Here is a 24627-nt window from a genome sequence, read left to right on the forward strand (position 1 = left end):
AAAGTCGTCCGCAACCTTGCCCATCATCATCCCGGCGCCAAACTCTCAAACAGCGGCCGAACGATGTGCCACAGTCCGATCAAGACATGGCTGCCAACGATGAGGAAAGCGAACCACAACTCGATCGCGAACGCGAGCTTGCGCCATTTGCCCGGTTTGTCGCCTCTCATGGGGCGAATATGCCAGCTTCGAGGCGTGCAGAAAAGGCGGATGGCGACACGAATAGAGGCCGCTGGCCGTGCGCGGGAAATGTAGAGGCCGCGAACCAAAATCATGAACGCCCGATCGCAGCGATCGCCTCCATATTGGCAGTATATTGATACCAAAACGGCGCAATTCGGCATGCCGGACAGTCGCCGCGACGCAAAGCTTCCTCCAATAAGCCAGAAAATGCTTTGATATTTGCGCCAGGGTGCCCACGAATCCTTTGGCGCAGCGCGCGCCGTCGAGCCCTGGGGCGATGCGCAACAGAAAAAAGCTTTTTTGCCGCAACGACACTTATGGTTAACTGATCCCTGCGATGCAGACGGACCAAGACTCGAAACCGAAAGTCGGTGAATTCGAATTGCTGACCGCAAAGCAGACTGCCGTATTGCACCTGCTGGCGCAGGGCCGTACGAGCAAGGAGATTGCGGCGCTTCTCGACACCGGCGAGTCAGCCGTCAACCGCCATATCGAGATCAAGAGATCGCGTCTGGGCGGCGTAACTCGCCTCGAACTCGCTCGACGTTACCGTAACGCATGTCCGGATGCCCCGTCTGCGTTACGTGTAGATTCTGCTGAGCAAAAAATTGATCTCGTCGCGCCGCCGCCAACCGACGAAAGACCGGATCGGGACGACGCCGAAGCCGACCCCCTCTTTCAGGACTCGCTCACGATGAAAATCGAAGCGCCCTGGGCGGGACAGGAAGAACCGGTGGTCGTCCCCAGGGTGCTCGACGGCGCAAATGCCACGCTCACCCGTGGTGCGGCGATTACGATCATGGTGACATCGATCCTCGCCAGTCTGGTGCTCGCTATCACGGCGGCCTGGGCGATCACGGAAGCGCTTGGCGGCTAGCCGCCCTGTCCACGAATGATGATGGGCCGGCGATCAGGAGCGATCGGGGTCCGGGGGGTTTGCGATGAATATTCCTGTTCCTGCCTATATGGCACGTATCCGTAGCCAGATCCGTGACGCCGAAACGAAAGCCGACGAAAGTCTGCTCGCAAAACTCACGGTCATGAGCTCGATCCTCCGGGCTCGGCAGGTGGAAGACCTGCCCGCACCGCATGTCGGCCAAGAGGCGATTATTCGTCTCGGGCGCGCCATCCAGTCGGATATCAGCGGCGCGAACGACGTTTTCCGATCGCACAATGCGCTCGTCGACGACAAGACGCTGATTACCGGTATGCCGGGGCATGACGATACCCAGCGGTTCAGCCCCACGACGGGAGAAGGCGGCCGCCAGGCCACAGCCTGACGGTTGACGATGCCGCCGCGCCGGTCCAGTCCGGCGGGGTGAGCATCTTGTGGTCCTTCAATTTCCTTTGGGTCCTCGCCCTTTGCGCAGCAGCGCTGCGCTGGGGCGCGGCTCCCGAGCGGATTTGCGCGGCGACGCTTCTCGGGATGACCGTCGGCGACCGTCTCTACCATATCCTCGTGGGGAGGAACACGATCTACGGTTCGGTCGATATCGGCCACCTGATCATCGATCTTCTCGTCGCGGCGATCTTCACCGGCGTCGCGCTCCGGGCGAACAGGATCTATCCGCTATGGCTCTCGGCATTTCAGCTCGTCTCGGTCGCCTCGCATTTCGCCCGCAAAGCGAGCGGCAAGATGTCGGTTATCGCTTATGTCCTGCTGAATTACGCGCCCTATTACTGCATCCTGCTGATCCTTACCGGAGGGATCTGGGCGCATGCGACCCGGACGAAGCGCTACGGGGCCTACCGGCCGTGGCGCAACTCCTCGAACCCTTCGCGGGCAACCGAGCCGAGGCAGCGGCAGGCCAGCTGATCGCACATTTCGGCAGTCTTGGCCGCGCGATCGCAGCCCCCCGCGAACAGCTCGACCTCGCCCTCGGGGCGAACAGCGACCTCGTCCACGTCATCACCGCAGCGCGCGCACTCGTCACCGGCGGGCTGCTCGAGCAGATAAGTCGCACACCGGTCTCGGTCGGCGATCCCGCGTTCGGCGCCTATCTTCGCGCGCGTATCGGAAAATCTCCCACCGAATGCCTGCACGCAACCTTCGTGACCTATGACTGGCGGTATCTTGGCGACGAAATATTGGCAGAAGGAACGAGCCGGCATGTCGAAGCCAATCTGCGGCGCCTGCTGAGCCGTGCCTTTGACCTTGCGGCGCATGGCGTGATCCTTGCCCACAATCATCCATCGGGGTCCGCAGAGCCGAGCGCGGAGGATATCATGTTGACCCACCGCATTGCATCGATCGTCGGCTCGGTCGGCGTGAAGTTACTCGATCATCTGGTGATCGGTGCTAACGAGATCGCCAGCATGCGGGAAAGGGGGCTGCTGTGATGCAGGAGAAAGAAGCCTTTGCCGCGATTGCACAAAGCGAGTTTCACAGTCGCCGGCGCCGCAACAGCCTCATCCGCCATGACCTCTTCGCGGAGCCGGCCTGGGACATTCTGCTTCTGCTTTACATTGCCCACCACCGCGATCAGACGATGGAGGTCGGGCGTCTCTGCACGGCGGTTTCGGTCGCGCCAACCACTGCACTTCGCTGGATCGGACAACTCCTCGACCGCGGGCTCGCTAAGCATCTCGCTCCCGACTCCGCGCAAGGTGACGTGCATATCCTCCTCAGCCCCTGCGGCATCGAAGAGATGGAGCGCTATTTGCGCGATTTCCTGCACCGGGAACGGCTCGGTGGCGATCTGGACCGCTACTTCCACAAGCCCTGAAGATAGCGGCGCGCAGAAGCAGCACGGCTGGTCAGCGGCGCGTCACCAAGATGGCAGCGCCTTCGCTCCCGTAGGTACCGCGGCGTTCGACGATCGACAGCGTCACAGGAACAGGCAAACCTTCGCGCGAAAGCAGTTCCGACGCCTGTCGTAACGGCGCTCCGGTGCGAAAGAGTGTTTCGATAGCCTCGGCGAACTGATTGCGTGCGGCGAGTGGAAGCAGGGCTGAAAAACGCACGCGGCGGATCGCCTGCTCATTGGTCCCGATCATCTCCGTCAGCGCGGGATTGGCATATTCGACCGTCTCTCGAACCGAAAGCAACGCGTGTCCGATACCGCCATCGATGTCGAGGGCACGGATTACCGCATGCTGCGCATCTGCAGCTTCACGCGCCAGAATCGTTTCGCTAATATCGCGCAGGACGATAGCACCGCCCACCGGCAAGGGGATCAGGTCGGCGCGGAGCCACTGACCAGGACGCAGCAAAGACGGCAACTCTCCCGTAAAGCGCTCGCGATGATCGATCATCCTCAGGATATGAGGAAAAAGGACGCTTGTCTCGAGCGTCGGCAGAGCCGCCACCAGTGGCCGCCCGACGAGACTGCTCGCTGCGATTTCGAACATGTCACTTGCCGCGGGATTGAGCGCAGCGATGCGTTGCTCGCGATCAATCAGTATCACGCAGTCGCGGACAGATTCCATAAGTAGTATCTGCGACTCTTGGAGACGTCCGTTTCCGGACTGGCAACCATCGCTGCCAAGTCGGCGATAGTCGTCGAGCGATATCAGCACATGCGCATCCTTGCCATGATGCGTCACGACCACAGGCCTGCGCGCCGACTGGAGGCGCCAGCTTGCGAAGCCGCGAATGAAGTCTGCCGCCGACACTCGGTCGGGAATCTGCCCGTGCCTCATTATCCCTCCACACGTCCAGTTCCACGGTACTAGGCCGGAAAACAAGTGCCAGATACTATTGCATCCATCCTGTTGTCGAATTGGACCAATCGCTCCGTCGCCAATGCTGCATTCTCCGCTCTGCCATTGGCTTCCGGATTTGCAGTCTGGGCTGAACATCGCTTGATCGCGCTCACAAAATGTTGCGGATATGTGCTGTCACACTGAGGCGCCCTGTTACGCTTCTCGACCAGGCAACCGAAAGTCGGCCCTCCCCTGGCCCATCTGCAGCGAAAAAATCTTCGAAGCTCACTAGGGTTTCCGCTCTCTCGCCGTCTTTCCCCTTTGCCGGCCGTGCAACCCGCGCACGGCCCAACGATGAAGGGGGAAACATGTCCGGAAAATCTCAGTCGCTCGCGGCGCTGATGGCAGGCGCCGCGATGGCGCTGACGCCGGGGACGGCACACGCATTCCAGCGAGAGCAGCAAAGCTTCAACCTGCCGCGGCAGGATCTCGGCGATGCGCTGCGTAGCGTCGCCGCCCAAGCGGGGATCGAACTCTATGTCTCGGCCCGCGATCTCGAGGGTCGCACATCATCATCGCTTGTCGGGAGAATGACTGCACGCGAAGCCATCGACGGGCTAATTCGCGGAACCGGCCTCGTAGCGCGTTACGAAAAGGGCGCGGTCATTATCGCGGGGCGATCCGCGGCCGAAACGCCGGACGAGACTCCTGCCGAGGAGATCATCGTGACCGGCACGCGCATCGTGGGCGCGCCCGCGGCGGTGCCGGTCACCCGCGTCTCGGCCGAGGACATCCGGAACGGGGGGCAGACCGATCTTGGCGAAGTTGCGCGCAGCCTGCCGCAGAACTTCGGCGGCGGCCAGAATCCCGGCATCGGCAACAGCCAAGGCGCACCCAACGAAAATGCCAACGCCAATGGCGCCTCGACCTTCAACCTTCGCGGCATCGGCCCCAACGCGACGCTGACCCTGCTCAACGGCAATCGTTTCGCCTACACCGGCGTCTCCTCGGTCATCGACGTGAGCGCGATCCCGGTGTCGGCGGTCGAGCGGATCGAGATCGTCGCCGACGGCGCCTCGGCAATCTACGGCGCCGATGCAGTCGCGGGTGTCGTCAATATCCTGCTAAAACGCGACTATGATGGTCTGTCGGCGATGGCGCGCGTCGGCGGCTCGACCGACGGGGGCAATGTCCAGCAACAATATGGCCTGCTCGGCGGCAAGAGCTGGGCGTCGGGCGGCCTGCTCGCCGCCTATGACTATAGCCGCTCCACGGCGATCAAGGCCGGAGATCGCGATTATGGCGGTGCCGCCAATCCCGAAACGACGCTCTTCCCGGCGATTTCGCGCCACTCGCTGCTGGTGAGCGGCCATCAGGCCATCGGACCCGACATCACGCTCGCCGCCGACCTTCTCTACAAGAAAAGCCGTCTTCGTTCCGCGACCGGATACAGCCTGACCATCACGCCGGACCAATTCGGACTCGACAATCTCAGCACCTCCGAGATTTTCGGGATCGCGCCGACCCTGACCGCGGAACTCGGCGGCGACTGGCGCTTCAAGGGGAGCGGTTTCTTCGGAACCGATCGCACGGGCGGTTTCACCGATCTCTATTTCGGCGGTGATCTCCTGCAACGCACCGACAAGCATTTCTTCAACCGCAACCTTGCGCTCGAAGCGGGCTTCCAAGGTCCGCTGTTCGCGCTGCCGGCGGGCGATGTGCGCATCGCCTTCGGGGGCGGCGCGCGGCGCAATCATTTCTTCGCCGCATCGCCGACCGGCGACATCGAGCGGCGGCGCGACAATATCTTCGCTTATGGCGAACTCCTCCTTCCCCTTACCTCCCCCTCGCAGGACATCGCCGGACTGCACCGCCTGTCGCTGACCGGAGCGCTGCGTTTCGAGGATTATTCGGACGCCGAGAGCATCATCACGCCGAAGCTCGGGATGGTCTGGGAGCCTGTAGAGATGCTGCGCCTCGGCGCATCCTGGGGCCGCTCGTTCAAGATGCCGACGCTCTATCAGCAATATAGCGGCTATTCGGCGGTGCTCGCACGCGCCGCGCGCTACGGCAGCGGTTATCCGGCCAGCGCGGATATCGTCTTCGCGGCAGGCCCAGACAGCCGGATCGGGCCGGAGCGATCGAAGAACCTCACCCTCAGCGCGCAGTTCACCCCGGCGCGCGGCCTCGAACTGACTGCGGCGTGGTACAGGATCGATTATAGCGACAGGGTCGCTCCGCCGATCCCGTCTCTCCTCGGCGTACTCGACAATCCGCTTTATGCCGGTCTGGTCACGCTGAGCCCCGATGCCGCCGATCTTGCGGCGATTATCGACGGCGCCCTGCTCGGCCTCGAGAATGGGGCGGGACGCCCCTATAATCCCGCGAATGTCGTCGCCTTCATCGACGCCCGCGACCGGAATATCGCACGCCAGCGATATTCGGGAATCGACCTGTCGATGCGCTACCGCATCGAACTCGCGGGCGACGAGGCATTGACGGTCTCGGCTGCTGGAAGCTTCCTCAAGAGCCGTCAGCAACTTCTGCCGGGCGCCGACTGGACGCGCCTCGCGGGCACGCTCTTTCACCCGGCCCGGTTTCGCGGACGCGCCGGGCTGACTTATGGCGGCGAGCGCTTCTCGCTGGCGACCTTCGTCAATCATATGAGCGGGCTCGACGACAACCGGCAGGCCACGGCCGTTCGCATCCCGGCCTATACGACGGTCGATCTGACGGCGCGGGCGCGTGTGTGGAAGGGCAGCGAAGTCTCGCTCGCGGCCCTCAACCTCTTCGATGCCAAGCCTGAAGCGATCTCGACGGCGCTGCCCGCCGACACCTCGTTCGACACGACCAACTATTCCGCGGCGGGCCGCTTCATCGGCATCACCGTCCGGCAGGAGTGGTGATCATGGCGCGGCATATGGCCCTCGCGAGCGTGGCGCTGGTCGGCGCCCTGCTCGCCGCGCCCGCTCTCGGTACCGAAGCGAAACGGCGATGGACGCTCGACGATCAGCTCACCGCGCCCGAAGTCCGCGCTCTTGCCATCTCGGCCGACGGGAAAAGCGCAGCCTATGTCGTTCGCGTTGCCGACCGGGAGAGCGATCGCACTGTTGCGATCCTGCGGCGCGTTGATCTGGCAAGCGGAACGACAAGTGAACTGCTCAGAGCCCGCTGGATCGACCAGCTCAGCCGTGTCCCCGACACGTCGGACTGGAGCGCACGGATCGACAAAGGGGACGGCGTGCAGCTCTACAGGATCGGATCGACCGGGGCGGTAAGCCCGCTTGTCCTCCATCCCGCGACGGCGATCTTCGGCGACAGAGAGGGCGCCGTTTTTCCCGGCTACGGCCATGCACCGCTGTCGACCGGCGTCCGGGCGCATAGCTGGTCACCGGATGGACGGCGCCTCTTCTATGTCACGGTCGATGCCGAACCCAAAGGCAAGGCCGTCCGCTACGACGACGATGTCACGGCCGAACGCGCGAGACGCCGATCGCCCGGTCAGGCAACCGCGTCGATCTATCTGCGCGAGCCGGACGGGAGGGACATCCTTCTCGGCAAGCGTCCCCAGAGCGATCTCACGACCTTCTTCGACCGCAATCACATCCGCTGGCAGAAGAACGAGGTTCAGTATGATGTGATGGAAGTCGGCGCCGACGGCCAACAGGAGGTCGTGACAATGGCTTGGGTCTTTGCCGACCGAAAGGCCCGCTTGCTCGATCCGAAGGTCGAGCGGGTTTACTGGCTCCTGCCGGGACCAGATGGCGGGAGGCTCTCGTCGCAGGGCAATGGAGATGAACGCGAACTCGTCGAAACCCTCCCCGGCGGGAAGGTCCGCAGCTATGGCCGCTTTCCCTTCGCGGTCGGCGACGGCCGTGCCGTCGGCGGCTTCCGCTCGCTCGACGGCAAGCGCGCGATTGCCGGCACGCGCACGATCGACAATCCGCGCTTCGGACTTGCGGTCGTCGGGAATGGCAAGGTCCGCACGATCGGCGGCGAGCATAGCCTCAATATTTGTGACTTCGTGCCGTCGCTCGATCGCGGCGCCTGTATCGTCCAAGGCCAGACTACGCCGCCCGCCGTGGTGACGGTCGACGTCGCGAGTGGCGAGATCTGGCGGGTGGCGCCCGTATCGCAGGCGCATGAGGCGATCGATCCGCTGAACATCGAACCGCGCACATGGGTCAATCGTCACGGCTACAAGGCGACCGGCTACATCGTCTGGCCGCGCGGATATGAGAAGGGCAAACGCTACCCCGCGATCCTCGTCACCCACGGCACCGATGCCGACGACCGCTTCGCGAACCGCGAGAATCAGTGGGAATATCCGGTCCAGCTCTTCGCCGAGCGCGGCTATGTCGTGCTGCTCGTAAACGATCCGAGTTCCCGCCAGAATGCCGAAATCCGCGCGGCCTATGATGCGTGGATCGACGAGACGAAAGACTTGGCGCCCGAGAGACTACAGCAATTGATCTGGCTCAACGGCGTCGCGAGCTATGAGGATGCGGTGAAGGAACTTGTCGATGCGGGTGTCATCGATCCGGCGCGTGTCGGGATCGCAGGCTACAGCCGCGGCTCGCAGATGGTCAATGTCACGATGACCAACTCGCATATGTTCCGGGCCGCATCGAGCGGCGACGGCGGATATCTCGAACCCGCCTTCTACGCCGATGTCTCGGGTTCCTATGATGCGGTGTTCGGCGGCCCGCCGACCGATCCCGCAGCCCTCGCCCACTATCGGCGCCTCTCGCCATCGCTGCGCGCGGGCGAAGTCTGCGGCGCGATCCTGCAACAGGTCGCGGCGCCCTATATCCCGTCGATCGACTTTTACACCGCGCTTCGCAAAGCCGGCGTGCCGGCGCAGCTCAGCCTCTATCCGGGCGAGGATGCGTCTTCGGACGAGACGCATATCTTCCATATCCCGTCGAACCGGGTCGGCGCGATGCAGGAGAATATCGCGTGGTTCGACTATTGGCTGCTTGGCAAACGCGATCCGGGATCGCCCTTCGCCGATCGCTATCCGCTCTGGGACAAAATGGGTGCCGCGGCGCCGCGCTGTGATGGTCCGGGCGGCGAGCCGGGAGGATAAGCCCCCTCCTCCCACCAGCGAACCCACGCCTCGGCGGCCGCGAAGGTCAGGATGCGGTGATCGCGGCCGTCGTCCCGCCATAGACCCTCGCCTGCGCGCTCCAGCCACTCGGGATCGATCAGTCCGGCCTCGACGAGCCGCCCGCCGCGCAGGATCGCGATAGCCGCTTCGCCCTGCGCGTCGAAGACGCGCCGGATGAAACCGCTCGGGCTGCCCTTGGTCCGCCGTTCGAGAATGAGTTCGGGGAGCAGCCCCTCGAAGGCCGTGCGGGCGACCGCGCGGTCACGCCCGCCGCGTACCCAATACCATGTCGGGATCGAGAGGCAGAGTTCGACGATCGGCTGCGACAAGAGAGGCGAAATCTGCGGCGGCGCACTGCTGCGCGGATAGAGTTCGATGCTCTTCTGCGCGCGGGCAAGCATCGCGACATGCGCGGCCTTTCCCGGCAGCGTGCGCGGTGGCGCCGTGATCCATGGATGGTGATCGCCATCGTCCAGCGCCGCAACGCGCCCGGCAGGGCCAAGACCGCTAAGGTCGCGGCGAACGCGATGCCCGGCCTTCCGGCGTCGGACCCGCTCCCAGGCCTTGCCCGCGACCGCCGCCATTCCCGATCCAGTGAGATCGGCGAGATCGCGAGCAGTCTGGAGGAGGCCAGGGCGAAGCCCTTTCGCGAGCAGGCGGTCTGCGAGCGGGACGGCACTGCGCAAACCGCAGAAGATGTTGTCGCCGCCATTGCCCGAGAAATAGGCATCGACGGGCTCGCTAAGCCTCCGATGTTCCGCTTCGATCGCCTGAAAGAAGTGGAGCGCGTAGGGCAATGGTAAATGCGGCAACACCGGTCGCGCAACATCGACGGCATCAAGGTCATAGACCGGCGCCGCAAGGCGCGCCCCGAGCTTCCGGACCATCGCTTCGGCATAGCGTCGTTCGTCGCCATCGGTCCTCGGCTCGACCATCGTCAGGCAACCCAGCCCTGGCGTTCGTGGACGGAGCGCGGCTGCGACGATCGAACTGTCGAGCCCGCCCGACACCCCGACGAGGATTTTGTCGAAGCAGGTCGACCAGGCCCCGATGCTGTCGTTGAGCGTGGTGCGCAAAGCGGCCACCGCCGACGCGAAGTCCATCCCCGGCGTCGGGGCGACATGATGCCATGGCGACCAGGCCTGCTCGATGCGGCTGCCCGACGAGGTTACCGTTAGCCGCTCGCCAGGGAAAAGTTCTTCTATGCCGGCGATACCCGTCCGTCGTCCGATCACGTCGATGCCTGCAAACATGCGAGCGAGCGAAGCAAAGTCGACGACCGCGCTGCCCGGCGCCGCGAGCGCCGTCATGTCGCTCGCCAGCGCGATGTACGCCCCGTCGCGTCGCATATAGCAAGGCATCATTCCGGAGGGGTCGCGCAGGACAGACGGGGTGCCGTCCTCGGCGATCAGCAGTGCGACATATCCGCCCCAGTAATTCGCGAGCAGTGCTCTACCGCCCGTCTTCAATATGCCCCGTCGCTCGGCGGGATCGAGGTCGGTCACGCGCGTCGAGGAAGCTTCACGGCGGAACAATGGCCCGACGATGAAGCCCCGGTCGCCGAGGTCGATGAGCGGGGCTGAACTCCATAGCCTCGCGGCGCGCGCTTCCCATGCCGATGGACCGCGTTCGGCATCATGGTCGGCGGGCGCCGCGAGGCCGGACGGTGCGATATGGAGGCGAAAGGAGAACCTCATCGCACCGTCAGCAAGGGCGTAAAATTGGCGATGCGATCGAGCGGATCGCTGAGCACGGTTGTGCCCGACTGAATCCAGCAATGCGCTGCGAAAGGCAGCATGACGCCGATCACCACATCAGCGGACAGACCGCGGCGTGCCAGCATCGCGCGCATCGCGAGGCCGCGCGCGAGGCATTGGTCGGTCGCGTCGCGGTAGCGCGAGGCGCGCTCGATCGCGGCTGCAATGGGGCGCAACTGGACAGGGTCGGCGTCGGCGCCCGGAACGGCGGAAGCTTCGAGCAGCGCGCCGAGCGAATGATGGGCGAGACTTCGGCGAGCACAGGACTGTCCGGCAATCGCTTCGAGGAGCAGCCACGGCTTTGGTGTCCCGAGATGCCGGTCATGCAGACTGGCAACCGGCGATGGCGCGCTAACGCGCGCCGCCTGCGAGGCACCGGGTTCGATCAGACCCTGCTCAAGGAGCCATGCGAGGCCATCCGCGCTTGATGTTCCTTCGGCAAAGGCCGCCAGATGCTCCGCACCCGCGCCTTCGAGGAGGAAATAGCGACTTGCCGCAAGATCGAGGAAGATCGCGCGCGAGCCGATCATGCAGTAGCTGAGGCCAGGCCGGAGGCGGTGGTCGGTCATGCGGAATAGCTCGACGAGCGCGTGCGTGCGGCACCTCTGGCGGTGCCGCACGCCCATCGCGTCAATCGTCGGCCTGAATGCCGGCATTGTACGTCCGCTGGAACGTCTGGATGTCCAGCGGGCCGAGTTCGCCGGTGCCGCGGGTTTCGACGCGCGCATCGCCAAGATCGACGATGCTGATTTCGCTCTTGTTCATGTTTACTCTCTCTACCATATCGCGACCCGGGATTGAGTCGCAACGAGAGTATATTCCTGAAATCCCATATATTAATTTTATAATCTGATTATAATTGGAATATATTCTGATTATTTTTATTCTCAGAATTACTTTTATAGCCCCTTCAAAAGATCTTCACTAACCCGGTATTATCATTGCTTTTTCTCACCTGGTGTCTCGATCAGATGCAATCTATATTAGAGTCCGACCAAGGCTGCATCTGCGTTTATCTCCGCGCAGACATGAGGCGGAATGGATGAAGCTGCTCGCGCCTCGCTCGTCGCATTCATCAATGTCCTATGGCGTTCGCCCGGAATTCGCGCGCGACTCGAACTTGAAATCGGACCTCTAGAGCATCTCGCAAATCTATACCCCACAGGGTGTATTTGGAAATTATACCCTGCGGGGTATATTGCATTCTTATACCTTAGAGGGTATATCAGCGCGCGGAGACAAGGCATGAGTCAGATGGTACGAACCGCTAAGCAGCTAGGCGCCTATATTCAGGACGCTCGCGCCCGCAAAGGCATCTCACAGCAGCAGCTTGCCGAGGTGATCGGCAAGCAACAAAAAACTATATCGAGTATCGAGCAAGGCAGCGACGGCACAAAGCTCGAGACGCTTCTTCTCGTGCTCGCCGCACTCGATCTCAACATCGAGATCAGCGCCCGAACCAAGGCAAGCCAGAATATCGGCGACATCTTCTGAAATGGCGCGCAAGAAGACGCACATTCCACTCGACATCCTGATAAACGGGCGCCTTGCGGGCCAGCTGGAGCAAGAAGCGAGCGGCGCGATCAGCTTCCGTTACGATGAAAGCTGGCTTGCATGGGAGCATCGCTTTGCGATTTCGCTTTCGCTTCCATTGCGCAGCACTAGCTACCGCGGCGCACCCGTAATCGCGGTGTTCGACAACCTCCTTCCCGACAATCCCAATATCCGGAGACGTGTCGCCGAGCGCACCAGCGCGGCGGGGACAGACGCCTACAGCTTGCTCGAACAGATCGGTCGCGACTGCGTCGGCGCAATGCAATTCCTGCCGCACGACGAAAACGGCGGCGAAGATCGCGTCATCCGGGGCGAGCCGATCAGCGATAAAGCAATCGAGAAGATGCTTGCCAATCTTAGCGGCGTGCCGCTCGGCATCGATCCCGAGCACGAGTTCCGGATTTCGGTGGCGGGCGCCCAAGAAAAGACAGCGCTTCTCAATCTCGAAAAACGGTGGATGACGCCGATCGGCATCACCCCGACGACGCATATTCTCAAGCCCCAGATCGGCGAGATACCAACCGCGAGTGGCGTCATCGACATGGCCTCAAGTGTGGACAACGAGCATTATTGCCTGACGCTGCTCGAGCAGTTTGGACTCGATGTCGCTCAGACGCATATCCAAACCTTCGGCAAGCGCCGCGTGCTCGTCATTGAACGTTTCGATCGCCAATGGCGCGGCGATCGCGAGCTGCTGCGTATTCCTCAAGAGGATTGCTGCCAGGCGCTGGGTATCCCCCCGACCCGCAAATATCAGTCGACCGTCATCGGCCATCAGAACGGGCCAAGCGCCGTCGACATATTGAAACTGCTTGCCGCGAGCGACGAACCAGCAAAGGATCGCGCCGACTTCTTCAAAAGCCAGATCATCTTCTGGCTGATCGGTGCGACCGACGGGCACGGTAAGAATTTCAGCATCTTCCTTCGCCCCGGGGGAGGCTTTGCCCTCACCCCCTTTTACGACGTGCTGTCGGCGCAGCCGGCATTCGACAAGAAGCAGATCCCCAACAACCGCTACAAGCTCGCGATGTCGGTCGGCACCAGCCGCAAGTACAAGATTCTCGACATATCGGGCCGGCACTTTGTCGAGACGGCGCGCGAAGCCGGTTTCGGCAAAACCCAGACAAAGGCGATGATCGACGATATTCTTGCGAAAGCACCAAGCGCCGCCGAACAGGCCCTCGCCCGCATGCCCAAGGATTTTGCGCGCGATATCCATGAAAGCGTCGGGGATGCTATGACGAAGCGGCTGTCGCGCCTTGAAGATGCGTATCGGTAATCGGATCGGCATGGAATATATTGCCGAACTCGAAAAGGCCGCACACGAATGAGCGGCTCACATCTTCAGACCAAATCTGCTAAATACAATTTCCCCCCAACATAAAAGGACATTTTATGCGGAAATTCGTAATCGCTGCGGCTCTCGCCGGAACCGCCTTGACCCTGTCCGCCTGCTCGGGCGGTGCCGATGAGGCTTCGAAAACCGCCGAACAGACGCCAACGGCAGATGTCGGAACGGCGGCGCCCGCAGCGACCGCGACCGTACTGGATGCGAATACCGCAACTGCGGAACAGCTTGCTGGCGTGGAAGGGGTGACGCCCGAACTTGCCGCCGCGATCGTGGCCGGAAAGCCCTATGCCAATGCCTCGGCGCTGAACAAAAAGCTCCTCGAAAAACTGAAAGCGGACGAAGCGGCGAAGGTTCTCGTCGGCGTGTTCGTTCCGGTCAATCTCAACACCGGCAGCGAAGCGGACATCAAGCTCATCCCCGGCATGACCGACAAGATGGTCCACGAATTCCTCGAATACCGTCCCTATGCGGACATGGGCGTGTTCGACCGCGAAATTGGCAAATATGTAGACAAAGCCGAGGTGGCGCGATTCCGCAATTACGTCACTCTTTGACGCCGCTGCAGGCCGACCCTGACCAGTTCGATCACGGTCAGGATCGCTATGTGAATATAGGCGGTGGTGGGATCGAATGCCAGCAGGACCCAATGAAGGAAGACGAGTATCGCCGCGGGATAGACGAGCCGGTGAAGGCGTTTCCATGACCGCTTGAGGGCTCGGGTCGCGAAGTCGTTGGATGTGGCCGCAAGCGGAACGAACAACGCCAGCGCGAACCACCCGACAAGGATATAAGGAGTGGAAAGCTCGGTCAGCAATATATCGAGCGAACCCTTTCGGATCAGATAAATTATGGTGTGGCTGGCGGCATACGCAAAGCTGGCCACACCCAAATCGCGCCGCCGCCGCATCAGCCACTGCGCCCAGTTTTGACGCCGGAACATGAGACGGATCGGCGTGACTGCCAGCGTCAGCATAAGGAGCCACACCGCCCACTCGCCGGTGTCGCCGATGATGTGCCCGTAACCGTAAAGCTCCGGCGTCGCCGCCCAGCGCCCAAGCATCCACAGACCAGGCAGAGCCAGTATCAGCCACAATAGCGGACGGGAGTGTGCGACGGTTTTCATAGTCTCTTTCGATCGGAGGCTAAGCGAGCAATGACGCAGCAGCTGCAAAAAGCGTTATCGGCAAACCGAGGAGTCCTCGCAACCGATGGTTTCAAGTCAGCCGGATTTCGGTTCAAACGGTCAACTTGCCGCGACTTCTGGCTTCCGCACGTTGCGATTTAAACATGAAAACGTGCCGGCCCGTGCCGATCGACACTAACCGGGAGATGGTCGCTGCCACTCCAGCGAATTTTTCCCGCCGACTTTCACCCGCCGCCTGCCGCAATCAAGCTGTTCGTCTTTCGCGGAAAGCTCGCGCCTAATGGGAGCGTCCGGCTCTATTGTTGCCGGTCCCTATTCTGCGCGACACGCCTTGCCGCAGCTCCCAAAATCTTTGCGCCGAAAATATGAAGGGCGCCGCAAAGGCGACGCCCTTCAGGATGCCTTTTAGGGGAAGGCAATCCTACTTCTTCTGCGTGTCGCCAACCCCGGTTTCGGATGGAGCGATTTCGCCATTATCATCCATGGCGTTCGCCTTTTCCTCACCCTGCTCCTCAACGATGTCGGCCTTCTTCTCCATCGCCTCCTTTGCGGGTCCTTCGGGCATCGCATCGGCCTGGTCGTCTATCGCTTCGGCCTTGGCTTCGGCTTGGTCCTCGACCTTGTCAGCGGCCGGGCTCTGACAAGCTCCAAGCAACAATGCGGACGTTGCACCAAGCGTTACGAACAACTTCTTCATGATCATTATCCCTCCGTTCGATCGAAGTGCTAACGCCGCAGCACAGATAGAGTTGCGTGCCGCCGATCAGCGCTTCACCGTCATCAGCCGGGCGGCCCTGCGCTGGTTATCACGGACCGCCGCAACCCTATCGTTACTTTAGCGTTATCCGACCGCGTCCATCCTCCTGTCTTCGAGTGGGCGCGGGCAAACCTGATCCCCGCCGGGCGAACGCTTCTCCGGCGGGGATTTTCTCTGCAACCGATCCCAAGACTGAGCGTTACGCGAACGCTTCTCCAAAGCATTGAGCGGATCGCTGTGACCGTCTTCTCGACAATCCGCTCGTGACCCCGCCGGGCCTGTGCCCGGCGGGGTTTTTGATATATCCGAAGAGGGCGCGGTGGGCCCCAGATTCCTCTCGGTTCACGCGTGTTTAATGGAAGTAGATGCGCTCGTCGCGATCCGCAATGCGTCAACAGCTTTCTAAGAAGGGTGCTTGCCTGAGCCTGTCGGCATGGTGGTGATTTGGACCATGTCGAGGCGGTTGCTGCGCCCTAATGACGATCTCGGGACGCTGCGCAATTTCTCCGAAATACCAAGTTTGCCGCGGCTGGCGCCCGTCGTCAAAAGCTGGGGGCATTTGGCCGTTTGGACAGGGTTCAGCGGGGACGGGAATGGCCGGAATGGGGTGGGGAAATGACGTTGACCATTTCGACGACAGCCCTACTTTCCATTTGCCATGATTCAGCGATCCTACCCGCTACTCGCAGCGCTATTCCTGAGCAGTTGTTCCAGCGTCGACGAGCCTCGCGCCGTCGATCCCGCACCAGTGCTGGGATGCTACGTCGCTGTTGATGCGCCAGCCTTACGCGTTCGGCATACGGGAATTCGGATCGGACAGAACCCGGAAGTACTGCCGTTTAGATACGAGAAGCGCAAAGTGGGTATGGTGCTGGCAATCCCTATGGTCGCGTCGGTTAGCGGAGGAGGCTTGGAATTTAGACCCGCCGCCGAGCATTTCTATCGGGTGCTTTGGAGGGAGGGCAAGCCAGTCATAAATGTGGCGTTCGGCCCGGACGGGATCATCCGAGATTACAAGCGACATCCGGAAAACGACTGCTGATCACATCCGCAATCGCTCGTTTCCGGTCATGGTAGCCGAATCGGCAATGACTGGTAGAATGAAGACTGGTAGAATGGAGGCGGGAAGCGGGCCGACGCTTTGGCGGCGGCGTGGGCATGTAAGCCGGGTTTGGATCCTTCCCCCAACGCACAAATTGAAATCGCCGGCCTCGCGGTCGCGAAAACGCATCGGCCACTCCATCTGAATAACGCAAATGGCGGCGCCTGTGCCGGCCATGGTTAACTGCATTCTAAACTTTCAATGTCATTAATCGTGAATGTCATGGCTCGTCGACAAGATTGCGATTGCGTTAGCGGGCTTGATCATTCTGCTGACCGCTTGCTCTCCCCCAATGGCCGCCGCGCCGACGACGAACATCGGAAGCTCCTGCTGGGCGGCCACATCGCTGTCGGAAGACCCGGTGGCGGCGTACAAGGCAACCCGGCAATGGCATTGCGGAAACCATGAATATTCGATCGAGGCCGAGCGGGTGTTGCTCCGCTTCGAGATCACTCAACATAACGCGCCTCCACGCTACCTTTTCTCGAGAAGGGCAGCTCTGGAAGCAGTCCACATCTTGTCGGTGGAGGCTGGCGGCGCGGTACATCGGAAAACTATCGATGCAGACGCGCTCATCAACTCACGCTACGGCGGATTTTTCAAAGTGGGTCTGCCGAAATTATCGCAGCAAACGCGACAAATCATCGTGGCTTTCGATCGACCAACCCATCGCATGACACTTGAGCAAGCCTATCTGACCTTGGAAGATGATACCCAAAGCCCCGGCCAGACGCGCTTCCTGATCTTGCTGGCCGGCCTGGTCGGAATGTTGCTGATGCCGCTCATCTTCAATGCGGCCTTTTATCGCATACTGCGCGAGCCGTTCGTCCTCTGGCATTCGGCGCTTGCCGTTTCGCTAGTACTCACCATCCTGATATCCTCGGGTCTATCTCCCATCCTCCTCGGCCTTCCGGTCATGACGCTCAGCTGGATGGCTACGATGACGTTCGGCCTCTCGGTCGCAGCAGGTGCGATGTTCACATACAGCTTTGTCGAGCCGGGATGCCTCCACCCAAAGCTACGACACTCCCTGCCTTATTGCGCCGGGGCGGCCATTTTCCTGAGCATGTTCCATGCCGCCTTCCCGTTTGTCGCACGGCCGGTCCAGTCGACCATTTATACTGCCGGATTCGCCCCCATTCTCGCAATTTTCATCTGGTCGATGATCGACGCCCTCCGGCGCGGCAGCCGCGCAGCGAAATATCAGATGGTCGGTTGGGCGCCGATGGTCGCGGTCGGCCTGACACGACTCGTAACAGGTCTCCTGCCCTCGCTGGAAAGCGAGGACGCGATGTTGCTCTTCTATTGTGGCTGCGTGTTCGAAGTCATGTCGACTGCGATGGGCGTTGCCGATCGGTTCATGACCCTCAAGAAACAACGCGACCGCGCGCGCACGGAAGCCGAATTGCTCGAACGCCTCTCCGAACGCGATTCGTTGACCGGATTGTTGAATCGCCGGGCGCTTGAGGAGCGCTACGCCGAACATCGCGCCGAGGGCTTCGACACCTTGGCGGTCCTTGACCTGGATCATTTCAAGCAGATCAACGATACTCACGGGCATGTAGTTGGCGATGCGGTACTCAAGGCGGTCGCCACGGCACTTCAACCCACCGCCGATGTGCTCGCCTACCGCCTCGGAGGCGAGGAATTTGTCCTCCTGCTACGCAGTGACAATGGCTTCGATCTGGCGGAGCGCCGAAGACGGGCGATTCCCGCCATGGTAGCCAAGGCCGTGTCTGGCCTTTCCGGGCCGGTAACGGCCAGTATGGGCGTCAGCGCATTGGCGAGTGCGACTTTGAGCGAACCCGGATTCCGGTCGCAGTTCGAACGCGCGGACAAAATGCTTTACCAAGCCAAGGCGGCGGGCCGAAATAGCGTCAAGTTCGACGGTGTGGGGAAACGCAAGCCTTCGTCCGGACATCCAGAGAATCGTTCCGGCGCATGTCCCGAGCGACTTCAGACGAAAATATTGCGCGACCGGTGAATATTGCGGCCCCGAAAGGGCGATCAGGAGGATGCCCGAACGCCAAGGAAGTGCATCGCGACTTATTCCGTCGCGGTGGCCGAAGATGTCATATTTGGCAGTCACCGCAAGTGATCGGGCCGATCAAGGGCGCCCGTCGATGGAGCTCTCTTCACCGGCACCAACTCGGCCGTCGGGCCATCGCCTCGACGGGCATCTGTCGGCCGCACAACTCTCGGAGGCGTCGTCTATCATCCTGTTATTTCTACCTCGAAAGCGTGCACTTGCAAAGCGCTGAAGAGCTCTTAGGAAGGGCAATCCTGTCGCTGCTTCTGCACTGCGCCGACGGGAAGGGGGGGCGCTGATGACCAATCGGCGCCTCCTAATATCGCGGCTTCTATTTTGCTCTATAGCGATGACCGATGAAGATGAGGGTACAGCACCCCGCGCAGCGGCGGCCCGAAGCAAATATTTCCGTCGCAATACCCCGGTACAGAATCTCCTTATTTTCCGACGGCAGCCGTTGACTGCAAATCCGCGCCTGACCATGCAGGCGGAATGCAATTTATTATCGACTTTTACCGCCCGCTCAGCGGCGAAATAGCAAGCATGACCGGGGCATCGGACAGTCTCGCCCATGTTCACGGCGGCATGGCGATATTGATCCTTGCCAGGATCATCACCCGACGATCGCTTGCTACCTGGGTGCCCTTTCTTTTCGTTTTGACGGCAGCCTTGCTGAAGGAAATTGCCGACAGGATTGCGCACGGCGTGTGGCGGATGCCGGATTCCGCGTTTGACATCATCAACACGATATTCTGGCCGTGGATATTGATGATGGGCCTTCGCTGGCGCCGCGCCCATCCGGATCGCCCGGGAAGCGAATATTAGGCGCAGTTTCTTGCCCACGCGCTTCCCCCTTGCGATATCGCTCGGATTTGACGTCGTACCGACAAGCGAATCCAGGGCCAATGGAACAGTGGGCTGCGGTTTCATAGGAGATCGCTCCTTCGCACTCCTGTCGTACGGCCCGCTTTCAGCACGTTCCGAGCGTCACGAAGCGCACCCTGATCGTTTCAGCAAGGAGGCCTGCACGCTCCACGAGATTGATCATTGCGGTTTTACGGAGCGTTTGCTAGCCGCCCGCCCCGTGACCTCAGGTTCCCCGGCAACGGGGATGAAAAGGGAAGTCCGGTGAAATCCGGCGCTGCCCCCGCAACTGTAAGTCGGCGAGGTGGATGCGACATAGCCACTGGGGCCCACGCCCCGGGAAGGCCGCATTCCCCGGTGACCCGACCAGCCAGGAGACCTGCCCGAGCGTCGCCGTTATCTGTCGCGGGCGGGGTGTACCGGCGGCAGGCGAGGTTCCTCGCGTGACGGCAAAGCCGTTACGTTGGAGGGACTATAATGAATATTGCTGTTTATCGTGCGAGCCTGTCGGCGCTCGCCATCGCCGCGGCATCGCCCGCATTCGCCCAGGCAAACCCCGATCTCGCGACCACCGACGAAGCCGGCGACACAATCGTCGTCACCGCATCGCGTTCGGGCGAAGGCATCCGCATCGACCAGCTCGGCTCGTCGGTCACCGTGCTCGATGCCAAGACGATCGAAAACCGCCAGACGCGGGTGCTTTCGGACGTGCTGCGCGACGTGCCGGGCGTAGCCGTCAGCCGGCTTGGCGCGATCGGCGGGCAGACGCAGCTTCGCATCCGCGGCACCGAGGGCAATCATGTTCTGACGCTGATCGACGGCATCGAGGTGTCCGATCCGTTCAACGGCGAATATGATTTCGGCACGCTGATCGCCTCGCCCGCCGCGCGGATCGAGGTGCTGCGCGGCCAGCAATCGTCGCTTTACGGGTCGGATGCGATCGGCGGGGTCGTTCACTATATCACGCTGACCGGCGCCGAAGCGCCCGGGATCAGCGCCCGCGCCGAAGGCGGTTCGTTCGAGACCTTCTCCGGCGACGTGCGCGTCGCGGGCGTCGCCGGGGATCTCGATTATGCGGTTTCGGGGGCCTATCTCCACACCGGCGGGTCGCCCACCGCACGCTTCGGCACCCGCGACATCGGGTCGGACAATGTCGGGGTGAGCGGCAAGCTGATCTGGTCGCCGTCGGAGAGCTTCAAGCTGACCGGCGTCGCGCGTTACGGCTATACCGATGCCGAGTTCAACAACAGCGAGTTCGACGGCACCAGCCCGCTCTATGGCACCATCGTCGACAGCCCCGGCGCCTATTACACCAGCCAGTCCTTCCATGGGCTGCTACGCGCCGAATTCACCGCGCTCGACGGCCGCTGGACCAACGCGCTGACCGGGCAGGTCACCGACACGGTGCGCAAGAGTTATTCGGCTTTCGGCCGCGACGGCGGCAGCGAAGGGCGCCGTTACAAGGGCTCGTTCGAATCGAGCCTGCGTTTTGGCACCGATACCGTCGTCCACCGGCTGACCGCGGCGGTCGACGTCGAACGCGAGGAATTCCGCAACACCACCCCCTCGCCCTTCGTCTTCCAGGGCAAGCGCGACACCGACAATATCGGCTTCGTCGGGCAATATGAGCTGCTCGCGGGCGACGCCTTCGCCGTAGGCGCCTCGGTGCGTCACGACGAGAACGACCGCTTCGACGACGCAACGACCTTCCGCATCCAGTCGAGCTACAAGCTGCCCACCGGCACGCGCATTCGCGGCGCCTATGGCACCGGCGTCAAGAACCCGGGCTATTACGAGCTTTACGGCTATTCGGACGGCGTGTTCATCGGCAACCCCGACCTCCGCCCCGAAAAATCGAAGGGCTGGGAAGCGGGGATCGAACAGACGATCGGCGACAATCAGGCGACGATCGGCGTCACCTATTTCGACAACAAGCTGAAGGGCGAGATCTACACGACCTACCCCGCCCCCGATTTCATCGCGACGCCGGCCAATCGCACGACGACGTCGAAGCAGCGCGGCGTCGAAGTGTTCGCCTCGGCGCGCCCGATCCCCCAGATCGAGCTCGACCTTGCGTACACCTGGCTGAAAGCGCGCGAGAACGGCGCGGTCGAGGTGCGCCGGCCGAAGCATGTCGCCAGCTTCAACGCGACGATCTTCAGCAACGACGAGCGCTTTTCGACGACGCTGACGCTGCGCTATAACGGCCGCCAGACCGACGTCGCCTTCCTCGACCCGATCTTCTTCGCGCCGACCACCGTGTCGCTGAAGGAATATGTGCTGGTGAACCTCAACGCGAACTACAAGCTGACCGACGCCATCTCGGTCTTCGCCCGCGTCGAAAATCTCGCGAACGAGGATTATGAGGAGGTCTTCAGCTATCGTACGCAAGGCCGCGCGGCCTATGGCGGCGTGCGCGTCAGCTTCTGATGCGATCGGCGGCGGCTCTCGCAATGTTGGCGGTCCTGACAGGCTGCCAGCAGCGCGCGCCGCTGCCCGAACGCCGCGGCGTCGTCAGCATCGATTTCTGCGCCGACCAGATGGTGCTGGGATTGCTGCCGCGCGAGCGGGTGCGCGCCGTGTCGTTCGAGGCGGAAAGCGACGCGAGCTTCGCGGCGCCCCGCGCTCGCGGTCTCCCGCGGCTGCGCCCGCAAATCGAGGATATCGCCGCACTTCGCCCCGCAATCGTCGTTCGTTCCTTTCGCGGCGACGCCCGGCTCGACCGACAGCTACGCTCGATGGGAATCCGCGTCGTCCAGCTCGGCTATGCCGGAACGCTCGGCGACGTCGCGGGCGACATGCGGCGCGTCGCCGCCGAACTGGACGCGGAGACAAAGGCGACGGCGTTGCTTGCCGGCTATGATGCAGAGCTGGCGGCGGCGCGCGGCACGGCGGCGCCGGCACAGAGCGCACTCTATGTGACGCCCGGCGATGTCACCACCGGCCCGGGTTCGTTCGTCGCAGATGTCATCGCCGCCGCGGGACTGAAGCCCTATCGCGAACAGCCCGGGTGGGGCACGCTGCCGCTCGAGGAGATGGTTCGCCGTCCGCCCGATGTGGTCTTCCGCGCCTTCTACGACAGCGCCCGTTACCGGCAGGATCGCTGGTCATCGTCCCTCCATCCCGTCGTCGCCCAAGCGTCGCGTCGGGCAAAAGAGGTCGAAGTGCCGGGAAGCTGGCTCGCCTGCGGCAACTGGCTTGCGGGCCATGCCGTCGCAAGGCTTTCCGAAGCGCGAAAGGAAGGCTGATGCGGCGCACCAACATCCTGCTCGCGGTTCTGCTCGTCTTCATCGCCGTGGCGGCGCTGATGACCGGCGCCGATGGCGTTGCGCCGCGTCTGCTGTTCGACTGGGCGACGGGAAGCGACCCGGCAGCAGCAACCATCGTCGCCGACATCCGCCTGCCCCGCGTGCTGAGCGCGGCGATCGTCGGAGCGGCCCTGGCGGTTTGCGGCGCGGCTCTCCAAGCACTGACGCGCAATCCGCTCGCCGAACCCGGCATCCTCGGCGTATCGTCGGGCGCGACGCTCGGCGCGACGCTGACGCTCTATTTCGGCCTGTCGGCGCTCTGGTCATGGGCGCTGCCGGTTGGCGCGATCGTCGGCGCCGGGCTGGTTACCGCGCTACTCGCTTCGGCGGCGGTGCGGACGCGCGGCATGGCGACACTGATCCTGATCGGCGTCGGCCTGTCGAGCCTGACCGGGGCACTGATGGCGCTGATCCTCAATTTCGCGCCCAACCCCTTTTCGCTGTCCGACCTCGTCACCTGGACGCTCGGGTCAGTCGCCAACCGCTCGCTGTCCGATCTCGGGCTCACGGTGCCGTTCATGGCGGCCGGGATGGCGCTGCTCCTGACCCAGCGCCGGCAACTCTCGCTGCTTTCGATCGGCGAGGAAGCCGCGATCGCACACGGTCTCGACTTTCGCCGCACGCAGCTCATCGTCGTCATCGCCACCGGCCTCGCGACGGGAGCGTCGGTCGCGCTTGCCGGGTCGGTCGGCTTCGTCGGGATCGTCGCTCCGCATCTCGTGCGGCCATGGGCCGGACACGATCCCGGCCGGACGCTCGTCCCGGCGGCGCTGGCCGGCGCAATCATGCTGATCGCCGCCGATATGCTGGTCCGGCTGCTCCCGACCGACACCGAATTGCGGCTCGGCGTGGTTGCCGCGCTGGCCGGCGCGCCGATCTTCCTGCTCATCGTGCTGCGACGGGGGAATGTGCGCCATGACTGAACTTGCCGCGCGGAACGTCGCGATCGCCGACCGGCTCGGCAACACCGACTTTACCCTGTCACCGGGGGAACTGGTCGCCATCGTCGGCCCCAACGGTTCGGGGAAGAGCAGCCTGCTTCGCATTCTCGCGGGCCTGCTGCGTCCCGACAGCGGGACGGTTTCGCTCGATAATCTGGCCCTCGACAGCCTCGATCCACTGACGCGCGCACGCGCGCTCGCCTATCTGCCCCAGCGCGCCGAGGTGGCGTGGCCGATCCTCGTCGCCGATATGGTCGCACTCGGACGTTATGTCTTCGGCGCGGAAGACATGAAGCGGAATATTCCGGCGGGGCGCTGGCTGGAGGAGGTCGGCTGCGAGGCCTTGGAAGGCCGCTCTACCGCGACGCTTTCGGGGGGCGAGCTGGCGCTGGTCGCGCTCGCCCGTACATTCGCTGCCGAAACGCCGCTGCTGCTGCTGGACGAGCCGACCGCCGCACTCGACCCCAAACGCCAGATCGACACGATGGCGCGACTTGCGAAGCGGAGCCGCGAGGGCCGCGGAATCGCCGTTGTGCTCCACGATCTCAACCTCGCCGCGCAGTTCGCCGATCGGATCGTCTGGATGATGGGCGGCCGCATCGAGGCCGAAACGCCCCCCGAGCCCGCGGCGCTGACGGCCAATGCGGCAGCTATATTCGGCGTCGAAGTGCACGTCGAAGTCGACGACGACGAACGCGTCCGCTCTGTCGCGATCTGCGGCGGCCCCCGGAACGACTGAGCTTATAGCCCCTTCAAATAAACCGGCCGGCTGTGCACGAGATCACAGCAGCGAAGCATTCACCGTCTCATGACGATTCGACGAAACGAGGATCGGGCAGGAATTATTTCGCGACAACACCGCGGGAACGGGATCGTTTTCCC

General features: G+C 62.5%; 23 protein-coding genes and 1 riboswitch. Of the genes, 16 read left to right on the forward strand and 7 right to left on the reverse strand.

The annotated features are described in order from the left end of the window. Positions 1-26: 26 nt before the first annotated feature. Positions 27-275 (reverse strand): hypothetical protein, encoded by a 249-nt coding sequence (locus LH19_RS28860; protein WP_145923562.1) that lies wholly within the window; start codon positions 273-275, stop codon positions 27-29. A gap of 245 nt (positions 276-520) precedes the next feature. Here LH19_RS28860 and LH19_RS21765 point away from each other — a divergent pair, with 245 nt between their 5' ends. The 5 genes from LH19_RS21765 to LH19_RS21785 all read left to right on the forward strand — a co-directional run bounded on the left by LH19_RS21765 (position 521) and on the right by LH19_RS21785 (position 2909). Further along, positions 521-1060, forward strand: coding sequence for a helix-turn-helix domain-containing protein (locus tag LH19_RS21765; RefSeq protein ID WP_054731816.1), 540 nt, complete (start codon positions 521-523; stop codon positions 1058-1060). Between the two features lie 64 nt (positions 1061-1124). After that, positions 1125-1463: a hypothetical protein gene (locus tag LH19_RS21770; RefSeq protein ID WP_145923563.1), complete on the forward strand. Its 339-nt coding sequence runs from the start codon at positions 1125-1127 to the stop codon at positions 1461-1463. Between the two features lie 47 nt (positions 1464-1510). Then, complete coding sequence (locus tag LH19_RS29115) at positions 1511-1999, forward strand: hypothetical protein (protein ID WP_167346292.1); 489 nt, start codon at positions 1511-1513, stop codon at positions 1997-1999. Continuing rightward, positions 1939-2523: a JAB domain-containing protein gene (locus LH19_RS21780; protein ID WP_054731819.1), complete on the forward strand. Its 585-nt coding sequence runs from the start codon at positions 1939-1941 to the stop codon at positions 2521-2523. Before LH19_RS29115 ends, LH19_RS21780 begins: the two co-directional genes overlap by 61 nt. Next, positions 2523-2909 (forward strand): hypothetical protein, encoded by a 387-nt coding sequence (locus tag LH19_RS21785; protein WP_054731820.1) that lies wholly within the window; start codon positions 2523-2525, stop codon positions 2907-2909. The genes LH19_RS21780 and LH19_RS21785 overlap by 1 nt, the downstream gene beginning before the upstream one ends. A gap of 31 nt (positions 2910-2940) precedes the next feature. Here the strand turns inward: LH19_RS21785 and LH19_RS21790 are convergent, their stop codons facing one another. Beyond that, positions 2941-3825 carry a PAS domain-containing protein gene (locus tag LH19_RS21790; RefSeq protein ID WP_054731821.1) on the reverse strand — a complete coding sequence of 295 codons (885 nt, stop codon included), beginning with the start codon at positions 3823-3825 and terminating at the stop codon, positions 2941-2943. Between the two features lie 371 nt (positions 3826-4196). On the opposite strand from LH19_RS21790, the gene LH19_RS21795 reads away from it, so the two are divergent. After that, a complete protein-coding gene (locus LH19_RS21795) occupies positions 4197-6734 on the forward strand; it encodes a TonB-dependent receptor (RefSeq protein ID WP_054731822.1) in 2538 nt (845 codons plus the stop codon). Positions 6735-6736: 2 nt separating this feature from the next. Beyond that, positions 6737-8917, forward strand: a complete 2181-nt coding sequence (locus LH19_RS21800; RefSeq protein WP_054731823.1) for a prolyl oligopeptidase family serine peptidase — start codon at positions 6737-6739, stop codon at positions 8915-8917. Here the strand turns inward: LH19_RS21800 and LH19_RS21805 are convergent. From LH19_RS21805 to LH19_RS29695, 3 genes are all read right to left on the reverse strand, one after another. Further along, entirely contained in the window at positions 8845-10635 is a 1791-nt protein-coding gene (locus tag LH19_RS21805) for an asparagine synthase-related protein (protein WP_054731824.1), read from the reverse strand. The two genes, LH19_RS21800 and LH19_RS21805, sit on opposite strands and share 73 nt — an antisense overlap. Further along, entirely contained in the window at positions 10632-11264 is a 633-nt protein-coding gene (locus tag LH19_RS21810; protein WP_158514470.1) for a lasso peptide biosynthesis B2 protein, read from the reverse strand. Before LH19_RS21810 ends, LH19_RS21805 begins: the two co-directional genes overlap by 4 nt. 61 nt (positions 11265-11325) lie before the next feature. Beyond that, positions 11326-11460 carry a hypothetical protein gene (locus tag LH19_RS29695; protein WP_257720444.1) on the reverse strand — a complete coding sequence of 45 codons (135 nt, stop codon included), beginning with the start codon at positions 11458-11460 and terminating at the stop codon, positions 11326-11328. Between the two features lie 480 nt (positions 11461-11940). Between LH19_RS29695 and LH19_RS21815 the strand changes: the two genes are divergently transcribed. The 3 genes from LH19_RS21815 to LH19_RS21825 all read left to right on the forward strand — a co-directional run bounded on the left by LH19_RS21815 (position 11941) and on the right by LH19_RS21825 (position 14154). Next, the gene (locus LH19_RS21815) at positions 11941-12189 is read left to right on the forward strand and encodes a helix-turn-helix domain-containing protein (RefSeq protein ID WP_054731826.1); all 249 of its coding nucleotides are present in this window, start codon (positions 11941-11943) and stop codon (positions 12187-12189) included. 1 nt (position 12190) lies between these two features. Then, on the forward strand, positions 12191-13528 hold the full coding sequence (locus tag LH19_RS21820) for a type II toxin-antitoxin system HipA family toxin (protein ID WP_054731827.1): 1338 nt from the start codon (positions 12191-12193) through the stop codon (positions 13526-13528). 116 nt (positions 13529-13644) lie between these two features. Beyond that, positions 13645-14154, forward strand: coding sequence for a helix-hairpin-helix domain-containing protein (locus LH19_RS21825; protein WP_054731828.1), 510 nt, complete (start codon positions 13645-13647; stop codon positions 14152-14154). Here LH19_RS21825 and LH19_RS21830 read toward each other — a convergent pair. Then, entirely contained in the window at positions 14139-14723 is a 585-nt protein-coding gene (locus LH19_RS21830; protein ID WP_234715996.1) for a protein-methionine-sulfoxide reductase heme-binding subunit MsrQ, read from the reverse strand. The two genes, LH19_RS21825 and LH19_RS21830, sit on opposite strands and share 16 nt — an antisense overlap. A gap of 442 nt (positions 14724-15165) precedes the next feature. Further along, the gene (locus LH19_RS21835; RefSeq protein WP_234715997.1) at positions 15166-15447 is read right to left on the reverse strand and encodes a hypothetical protein; all 282 of its coding nucleotides are present in this window, start codon (positions 15445-15447) and stop codon (positions 15166-15168) included. A 1373-nt stretch (positions 15448-16820) separates the two neighbouring features. On the opposite strand from LH19_RS21835, the gene LH19_RS21850 reads away from it, so the two are divergent. The 6 genes from LH19_RS21850 to LH19_RS21875 all read left to right on the forward strand — a co-directional run bounded on the left by LH19_RS21850 (position 16821) and on the right by LH19_RS21875 (position 24484). After that, entirely contained in the window at positions 16821-18587 is a 1767-nt protein-coding gene (locus tag LH19_RS21850) for a sensor domain-containing diguanylate cyclase (protein ID WP_201258391.1), read from the forward strand. A gap of 630 nt (positions 18588-19217) precedes the next feature. Further along, a complete protein-coding gene (locus tag LH19_RS21855; RefSeq protein WP_234715998.1) occupies positions 19218-19457 on the forward strand; it encodes a hypothetical protein in 240 nt (79 codons plus the stop codon). A 251-nt stretch (positions 19458-19708) separates the two neighbouring features. After that, positions 19709-19897: riboswitch (cobalamin riboswitch) on the forward strand. Between the two features lie 76 nt (positions 19898-19973). Then, entirely contained in the window at positions 19974-21926 is a 1953-nt protein-coding gene (locus LH19_RS21860; protein ID WP_054731833.1) for a TonB-dependent receptor plug domain-containing protein, read from the forward strand. Between the two features lie 23 nt (positions 21927-21949). Continuing rightward, complete coding sequence (locus LH19_RS21865; RefSeq protein ID WP_054731834.1) at positions 21950-22744, forward strand: ABC transporter substrate-binding protein; 795 nt, start codon at positions 21950-21952, stop codon at positions 22742-22744. Then, on the forward strand, positions 22744-23727 hold the full coding sequence (locus LH19_RS21870; protein WP_054731835.1) for a FecCD family ABC transporter permease: 984 nt from the start codon (positions 22744-22746) through the stop codon (positions 23725-23727). Before LH19_RS21865 ends, LH19_RS21870 begins: the two co-directional genes overlap by 1 nt. Beyond that, positions 23720-24484, forward strand: a complete 765-nt coding sequence (locus tag LH19_RS21875) for an ABC transporter ATP-binding protein (RefSeq protein ID WP_054731836.1) — start codon at positions 23720-23722, stop codon at positions 24482-24484. Before LH19_RS21870 ends, LH19_RS21875 begins: the two co-directional genes overlap by 8 nt. Positions 24485-24627: the final 143 nt, after the last annotated feature.

This window comes from Sphingopyxis macrogoltabida, from assembly GCF_001314325.1.
Lineage (GTDB): Bacteria > Pseudomonadota > Alphaproteobacteria > Sphingomonadales > Sphingomonadaceae > Sphingopyxis > Sphingopyxis macrogoltabida.

Coding starts and splice junctions, on each gene's coding strand:
- LH19_RS21835 (WP_234715997.1), bottom strand. CDS start 15,447: ATGATCATGAAGAAGTTGTTCGTAACGCTTGGTGCAACGTCCGCATTG.
- LH19_RS21800 (WP_054731823.1), top strand. CDS start 6,737: ATGGCGCGGCATATGGCCCTCGCGAGCGTGGCGCTGGTCGGCGCCCTG.
- LH19_RS21820 (WP_054731827.1), top strand. CDS start 12,191: ATGGCGCGCAAGAAGACGCACATTCCACTCGACATCCTGATAAACGGG.
- LH19_RS21860 (WP_054731833.1), top strand. CDS start 19,974: ATGAATATTGCTGTTTATCGTGCGAGCCTGTCGGCGCTCGCCATCGCC.
- LH19_RS21865 (WP_054731834.1), top strand. CDS start 21,950: ATGTTGGCGGTCCTGACAGGCTGCCAGCAGCGCGCGCCGCTGCCCGAA.
- LH19_RS21875 (WP_054731836.1), top strand. CDS start 23,720: ATGACTGAACTTGCCGCGCGGAACGTCGCGATCGCCGACCGGCTCGGC.
- LH19_RS21805 (WP_054731824.1), bottom strand. CDS start 10,635: ATGAGGTTCTCCTTTCGCCTCCATATCGCACCGTCCGGCCTCGCGGCG.
- LH19_RS21815 (WP_054731826.1), top strand. CDS start 11,941: ATGAGTCAGATGGTACGAACCGCTAAGCAGCTAGGCGCCTATATTCAG.
- LH19_RS21790 (WP_054731821.1), bottom strand. CDS start 3,825: ATGAGGCACGGGCAGATTCCCGACCGAGTGTCGGCGGCAGACTTCATT.
- LH19_RS28860 (WP_145923562.1), bottom strand. CDS start 275: ATGATTTTGGTTCGCGGCCTCTACATTTCCCGCGCACGGCCAGCGGCC.
- LH19_RS21795 (WP_054731822.1), top strand. CDS start 4,197: ATGTCCGGAAAATCTCAGTCGCTCGCGGCGCTGATGGCAGGCGCCGCG.
- LH19_RS21770 (WP_145923563.1), top strand. CDS start 1,125: ATGAATATTCCTGTTCCTGCCTATATGGCACGTATCCGTAGCCAGATC.
- LH19_RS29695 (WP_257720444.1), bottom strand. CDS start 11,460: ATGAACAAGAGCGAAATCAGCATCGTCGATCTTGGCGATGCGCGCGTC.
- LH19_RS21765 (WP_054731816.1), top strand. CDS start 521: ATGCAGACGGACCAAGACTCGAAACCGAAAGTCGGTGAATTCGAATTG.
- LH19_RS21810 (WP_158514470.1), bottom strand. CDS start 11,264: ATGACCGACCACCGCCTCCGGCCTGGCCTCAGCTACTGCATGATCGGC.
- LH19_RS21855 (WP_234715998.1), top strand. CDS start 19,218: ATGGCGATATTGATCCTTGCCAGGATCATCACCCGACGATCGCTTGCT.
- LH19_RS21825 (WP_054731828.1), top strand. CDS start 13,645: ATGCGGAAATTCGTAATCGCTGCGGCTCTCGCCGGAACCGCCTTGACC.
- LH19_RS21870 (WP_054731835.1), top strand. CDS start 22,744: ATGCGGCGCACCAACATCCTGCTCGCGGTTCTGCTCGTCTTCATCGCC.
- LH19_RS21830 (WP_234715996.1), bottom strand. CDS start 14,723: ATGAAAACCGTCGCACACTCCCGTCCGCTATTGTGGCTGATACTGGCT.
- LH19_RS21850 (WP_201258391.1), top strand. CDS start 16,821: ATGTCATGGCTCGTCGACAAGATTGCGATTGCGTTAGCGGGCTTGATC.
- LH19_RS21785 (WP_054731820.1), top strand. CDS start 2,523: ATGCAGGAGAAAGAAGCCTTTGCCGCGATTGCACAAAGCGAGTTTCAC.